The sequence below is a fragment of the Halovivax sp. genome (genome assembly GCA_007119345.1).
GTDB lineage: Archaea > Halobacteriota > Halobacteria > Halobacteriales > Natrialbaceae > Halovivax.
The window spans coordinates 1-6,048 of the sequence record SKPV01000116.1 but is presented as its reverse complement, the minus strand read 5'-3'; the positions used below and the strand labels follow the sequence as shown (position 1 = coordinate 6,048).

The window sequence follows — 6,048 nt, the reverse complement described above, 5'->3', positions numbered from 1 at the left end:
GACTTCGAAACTCCCTGACCGGCTAGCGAAATCGGCCGTGGCCGACCGTCGCCCTTCATCCCCGCGTCCTGAGATCTCTTCCCTTCGTCCTGAGATCCCTTCATCCCCGCGTCCTGAGATCCCTTCATCCCCGCGTCCTGAGATCTCTTTATCCAACCGTTTCGAGTCGCCCCCGCGATAGAGCGGACGGCTGGAGCCGACGCCGTCGCCGAAGGGTCGATCGATTCGGCCGACGACGTCCGCTGATGGGGGAAAATCGATTCCACCGACGACGTCCGCTGGCGAAGGGTCGATCGATTCAGTCGGAATCGGACGCCTGCGACGTCGTGTCCGAGAGACGGCGCTCGCCGTCGCCGCTCGCGATCCCGTCGACGGGCTGTCGACGTTCCTCGAGGAGTTCTCGCGGCGTCCCGATCCAAGCGCCGAGCTCCTGGGCTCGTTCCACCAGCCATCGGTAGAGTTTCCGTAACCCGGGGAACTCGCGCTCGTTGAAGAACCGGACGTGCCACAGAGCCGTCATCACGGCTTCGTTCGCGGTCGCCTCGAGCAGCAGCTCCTCGCAGACGTCGCGGGCGGCTTCGAAGTCCTCGCGCGGATCCGGCAGCGCCTGCTCCATGATCGTCAGCGGGAAGACGAGGAAGTCGTCGTCGAACGGCCGGAAGGGACGGTAGCCGTACTGGAAGCCCACCTCCGTGCCGGAGCCGAAGCTGGCGTCGTACGCCAGTCCGATCGACCGATGGTGGCGCCACGTCTCCGTGCCCGAGAGGCGCAGGTAGTGCTGGCGACCGCCCGCGATCGGCTCGCCCAGGACGTCCTCGACGATCGCCTTCTCCTCGCGAAGCCGCTCGCGGTCGGTTCCCGAGTGGTAGGATCCGTGGAGGCCGACCTCCCACCCGCCGTCGTCCAGCGACCGGATGACGTCGACCATCTCGGGGGCCGTCACGTCGTACCGACCCAGGTGCTGGACCCAGTTCGCCGGCGAGAGCCAGTCTCGGATCGGCCGATCGTGGAGCAGGTGCTGCTCGGTCAGGAAGTAGAACGCCGATCGGACCCCCAGGTCGTCCTCGAGGCCCGCGATCTCCTCGAACTGCCAGTACGGGTTCGACGACGAGAGGAGGGTCCGCAGGTGGTACCCCGGGCGCTCCTGGGCGGCGTAGAACAGCGATCTGATCCCCTTGTGCGGCCGATCCACGTCGTGGGTGAGACAGAGCGCGAACGGGGCGTCCTCGGGTACGATCGACGGGACGGGTCGGGCGTCGGCGGGGAGGTCGGCCGGGACCGGGGGGCGCAATTCGCGGCTCGGTACCTCTCGGGAGGGGTTCGCGTTCGCAGTTTCGTCGTCCATATCACGCAACCAATCGTTCCAGGTCGTCGACGATGCGCGCGGCCGCGGTGCCGCCGCCGTAGAGGTCCGGTTTCGCGGGCGGGTCGCCGGCGGCGCCCACCGCGTCGACGATGCGGTCGGCGTCGGCGCCGACGAGAACGTTCCAGCCGGCCTCGATCGTCTCGACCCACTCCGTCGTGTCCCGGAGGGTGACGCAGGGCGTCTCGAGGTAGAACGCTTCCTTCTGCACGCCGCCGGAGTCGGTCGCCACGCAGTCGGCCTCGGCGACGAGCCGGAGGAAGGGCAGGTAGCCCTGGGGCTCGACGAGGTCGATCCCCTCGTTCGCCCGCTCCCGGAGCCCCTCGCGCTCGAGCGCCTCGACGGTCCGGGGGTGGGCGGGCAAGATTACGGGTTTCGGGAGCCGGGAGAGCCCGTCGACGATTCCGACCAGGCGCTCGGGATCGTCGGTGTTGCCGGCGCGGTGGACGGTCGCCAGGACGAACTCCTCGGGGACGTCGATCCCGTCGATCGAGACGTCCGCCAGGCCGTCGCGGACCGACAGCAGGGTGTCGTACATGACGTCGCCGGACTCGACGACGCCCGCGCCGATCCCCTCGCGCTCGAGGTTCGCCACGGCGTCCCGGCTCGGCGCGTAGAGCCGGTCGGCGCAGTGGTCGGTGCAGATCCGGTTGACCTCTTCGGGCATCGACGTGTCCCCCGAGCGCAGGCCGGCCTCGACGTGGGCGATGGCCGGTTCGCGCTTCGCCGCGGCCATCGCCCCCGCCAGCGTCGAGTTGGTGTCGCCGTAGACGAGGACGACCTCCGGACGCTCCTCCTCGATGATCCGCTCGAGTCCGACCATCACCTCGGCGGTCTGGACGGCGTGGCTCGCCGAGCCGACGCCGAGGTGGTGGTCCGGCTCCTCGAGGTCGAGCTCCTCGAAGAAGACGGCCGAGAGCTCGCGGTCGTAGTGCTGGCCGGTGTGGACGACCGTCTCCTCGAGACGCCCCCGGAGCTGTCGGGAGACCGCGGCGGCCTTCACGAACTGCGGCCGGGCGCCGACCACGGTGAGGACGCTCACGGCCCCTCACCTCCGACGCGGTCGTAGACGCCCGCCTCGAGGGGTTCGTTAGCCAGCCGGTCGAAGACCATCGCCAGCGCCACGAAGCAGGCTCCGAGCAGGACGACGACGAGCGACACCAGCGTCTCGACGGTCGCGGCGCCGGCCGTCGCGACGAACCAGCCCGTAAACGCCAGCCCCGCCCCGCCGCCGAGCAGTCCCAGCACGAGCAGGAAGACGAGCGGGTGGAAGTCCGACACGACGTACTTCTGTTTGTAGCGCCAGGCGGCCCGCCGGGCCAGCAGCCACGACAGCGACGGGACGAACGTCGAGTAGCGGATGTGGCTGCGCTCGTCCCCGTAGCGCGAGCGCATCGGGACGTCCTCGACGCGCATCCCGTGGACGTTACAGTGGACGAGGAGGTCGTTGCAGAAGCCGTAGTCCTCGTAGAGTCGGTCGAGGTCGATGAGCTCGAGGGCGCGCCCGGAGATCGCGGTGTAGCCGTTCTGCGGGTCGCTCATCCGCCAGTAGCCGCTGACGCACTTCGTGAGGAACGTGAGGACGCCGTTGCCGAACAGGCGCCAGGCGGGCATCTCCGCGCGGTCGTCCGCGTTCGACAGCCGGTTGCCCTTCGCGTAGTCGGCTCGCCCCGCGACGACCGGGTCGACGATCCGGTCGAGGATGGCCGGGTCCATCTGCCCGTCGCCGTTCATCACCGCGACGACGTCGAGCCCGTCCTCGCGGGCCCGCTGGTAGCCGGTCTTGATGGCGCCGCCGACCCCGCGGTTCTCCTCGTGGCGGATCGGTACCACCCGCGGATCGAACGTGCCGCCGCCGTCCGGGTACGTGCGGTCGTCGGCCTGCGTTCGACCGCTATCAGCGTGCGCTGAGCCGCCACCGGTTTGCGTTCGACCGCTTTCGGCGTGGGCTGAGCCGCCACCGGTTTGCGTTCGACCGCTGTCAGCGTGCGCTGGGCCGCCGTCGGCGTGGGCTGGGCCTCCCTCGGCGTTCGCTGGGCCGCCCTCGGCGTGCGCTGGGCCGCCATCGGCCTGCGTTCGACCGGTGTTTGCGTGCGCTGGACGACCCTCGGCCCGCGTTCGACCGCCGTCGGCGTGCAGCGCCGGCAGCCGCTCCGGCGCGGCGCGCTCGTTGACCGCGGCCGCGGCCCGTTCGATCTCCGCCCAGGTGCCGTCGGTCGACCGGTCGTCGATCACGTACGCCCTGTCGACGAACGCGGGGAGCGTCTCGATCACCTCGCCGACGAACCCCGATTCGTTGTAGGCGGGCACCACGACCCCTACGGTGTGACCTTCATACATGAGTCGCTTGAACCGTCAGAACCGTTTGAGAAACACGCCAATAGTAACGAACGGCCTTCCGAACGGTCACCGCGTACGAACGGTCGGACGCGATCGGTATCCGGTGCGTACGCACGGTACGGGAACGATACCGGGGTGGGACGGCTTCGTCAGCACCGTTTCGCTCCCTCCCGTCTCAACTAACTCTCGTCTCAACTAACTCTCGTCTCAACTAACTCTCGTCTCAACTAACTCTCGTCTCAACTGGCTCCGGTCGGCTCCGGGCGACCGGTCGCCGGCGCGACGCTCGCGATCCAGGGGTGGGCGCTCCCGCGGGGTCCGCCGGCCCGCGTTGTCCCGACGACGACGTACCGTCCGTCGTCGACCGTCAGGATCGACCGCGCGCTGGCGGCGCGATCGAAGGTGCGCTTTTGCCGCCACGTGCCGACCCGGTCGACGGTCGCGACGAACGCCCGCGCGCCCCCGTCGGCGCCCGTCGACTCGCCGGCCACGGCGAAGCCGCGATCGGTCTCGACGAGGTCGTGGGCGAGCGAGCGCTCGCCGTCGCGGTAGGTCCGCTCCCACGAGAGTTCGCCCGCCGCGTCGAGCGTGGCGATCCACGCGCGCTTTCCGTCGGCGCCGGAGGTGGTGTGCCCGGCGAACGCGTAGCCGCCGTCGCGGGTCGCGATCGCCGCCCGGGCCAGGTCGTAGCCGTCGCCGCCGATCGTCCGGTCCCACTCCCGGCGACCGCGGTCGTCGACCTTCACGAGCCAGACGTCGTTGTGCCCGCCCGCGGTGGAGCCGACGAGCAGGACGCCGCCGTCGGGCGCCTCGGCGATCGCGTTGACCGTGTCGCCGTCGCTCCGGCCGTAGGTCCGCGACCACGTCCGCCCGAGCTCGGCGTCCGTCTTCGCGATCCACGCGTCCATCTCCGACCCGCCGTCCGGGATCGCGCCGCCGCCGATGAGGTAACCGCCGTCCCGCGTCCGGATCACGGCGTTGCAGTAGGCGTATCCCGACTCGCCGAAGACGGTTCGCGAGCGGGTTCGCCCGTCGGCCTCCGTCCGCACCGCCAGCACGTCGGACGTCGCGCCGGTACGCCGCGGGGAGGAGTTCCCGACGACGACGGCGCCCCCGTCGTCGACCGGCGCGAGCGCTCGCGCGACGTCGAACTCGTCGTGCGGGATCGATCGCGCGGACGCCCGCCCGTCGACGCCCGCGACCTCGCCGAGCCAGAAACACCGCCGACCGTCCGTCGCCTGAGTGGATCCGCAGATCGTGACCCGGCCGTCGACCGCCGACCGGATCGCGTCCCACGCCTCCGCTTCGCGCTCCTCGAGCACCCGCTGACGGACCGTTCGACTGCGATCGAGCGACGCTCCCGAGACCGGCGCCGCCGTCGCGGCGCCGAGGACGGTCCCGACGACGCCGAGCGCGCCGCCGAGCGCCGATCGAGACCGTCGGACTCTCCGCCCGAAGCGTCCGTTCTCGTGGCTCTCGGGACCGTTCCCGGAGAGCGATCCGTCGGCCGCGGCGGGTTCGCCGGTGCTCGCTCCCGTCGCCGCGGCGGGTTCGCCGGTCGCTCCGGTCGTCGATTCCGCCGCCGTCGCGTCCTCGGCGGTCGCCCCGTCGTTCGATTCCGGCTCCCCCGCAGAAGTGTCCTCGACCGATCCGATCGTCCCGCCGTTCGACTCGTCGGATGTTGCCATCGTCTTGTTCGTACGATTTCCTCGAAATCGTGATGGATAGTTATGGACGTCGTTACGGCCGCGGTGACATTCAGGCCGGCGGAGACGGTTCGTCGGGTTCGGTCCTCCCTCACGCTCGTAGCTCGTCCGGGTCACGATTCGAGCCTCGTCCGTGACGGACCCGCCGCGTCGGTCGTCGATCGGGAGTTCGTCGGCCACCAATCGGGGGTGGATCGGCCGGCTCGAACGTCGCCGCCCACCGGTGGGTGCGTTCGACGGCCGGGTCGAGCGCCGCTGGCGACGGCCGCACCGATCCGTGAGCGCGTGACCCGACCCGCCGGCCGAGACAGGTATCCGGACCCTACCCGGAAATACCCGGGCGAGCGGTCCGTCACGACCGGCGACGGTTCGCGTCGGCTCGGTCCTTCGGAGCCCTTTCGGCCGACTATCGCCTCCGAAACCCGGCGATAACCTGTTGGTAATCCGTATAGTACAATGGTACCGTCTTCCGTCGATGGATGTCAGGCAATGAATCCGCTATCGAGCGACGCAACCGCGCGCCAACGCGCGCCCGGACGGAGCGGTGATTTCGGAGACCGCGACGCGGACCGGCGCGGTGATTTCGGAGACCGCGACGCGGACCGGCGCGGTGATTTCGGAGACCGCGACGCGGACCGG

4 protein-coding genes are annotated in these 6,048 nt (G+C 70.2%); all 4 read right to left on the bottom strand.

The window, feature by feature from the left end:
• Window positions 1-298: 298 nt before the first annotated feature.
• On the bottom strand, window positions 299-1,345 hold the full coding sequence (locus tag QZT59_RS07680) for a polysaccharide deacetylase family protein (RefSeq protein ID WP_290813741.1): 1,047 nt from the start codon (window positions 1,343-1,345) through the stop codon (window positions 299-301).
• A gap of 1 nt (window position 1,346) precedes the next feature.
• The gene (wecB, locus tag QZT59_RS07675; protein ID WP_290813738.1) at window positions 1,347-2,405 is read right to left on the bottom strand and encodes a non-hydrolyzing UDP-N-acetylglucosamine 2-epimerase; all 1,059 of its coding nucleotides are present in this window, start codon (window positions 2,403-2,405) and stop codon (window positions 1,347-1,349) included.
• Complete coding sequence (locus QZT59_RS07670) at window positions 2,402-3,703, bottom strand: glycosyltransferase family 2 protein (RefSeq protein WP_290813734.1); 1,302 nt, start codon at window positions 3,701-3,703, stop codon at window positions 2,402-2,404. The genes wecB and QZT59_RS07670 overlap by 4 nt, the downstream gene beginning before the upstream one ends.
• Before the next feature lie 239 nt (window positions 3,704-3,942).
• On the bottom strand, window positions 3,943-5,391 hold the full coding sequence (locus tag QZT59_RS07665) for a hypothetical protein (protein ID WP_290813729.1): 1,449 nt from the start codon (window positions 5,389-5,391) through the stop codon (window positions 3,943-3,945).
• Window positions 5,392-6,048 lie beyond the last annotated feature (657 nt).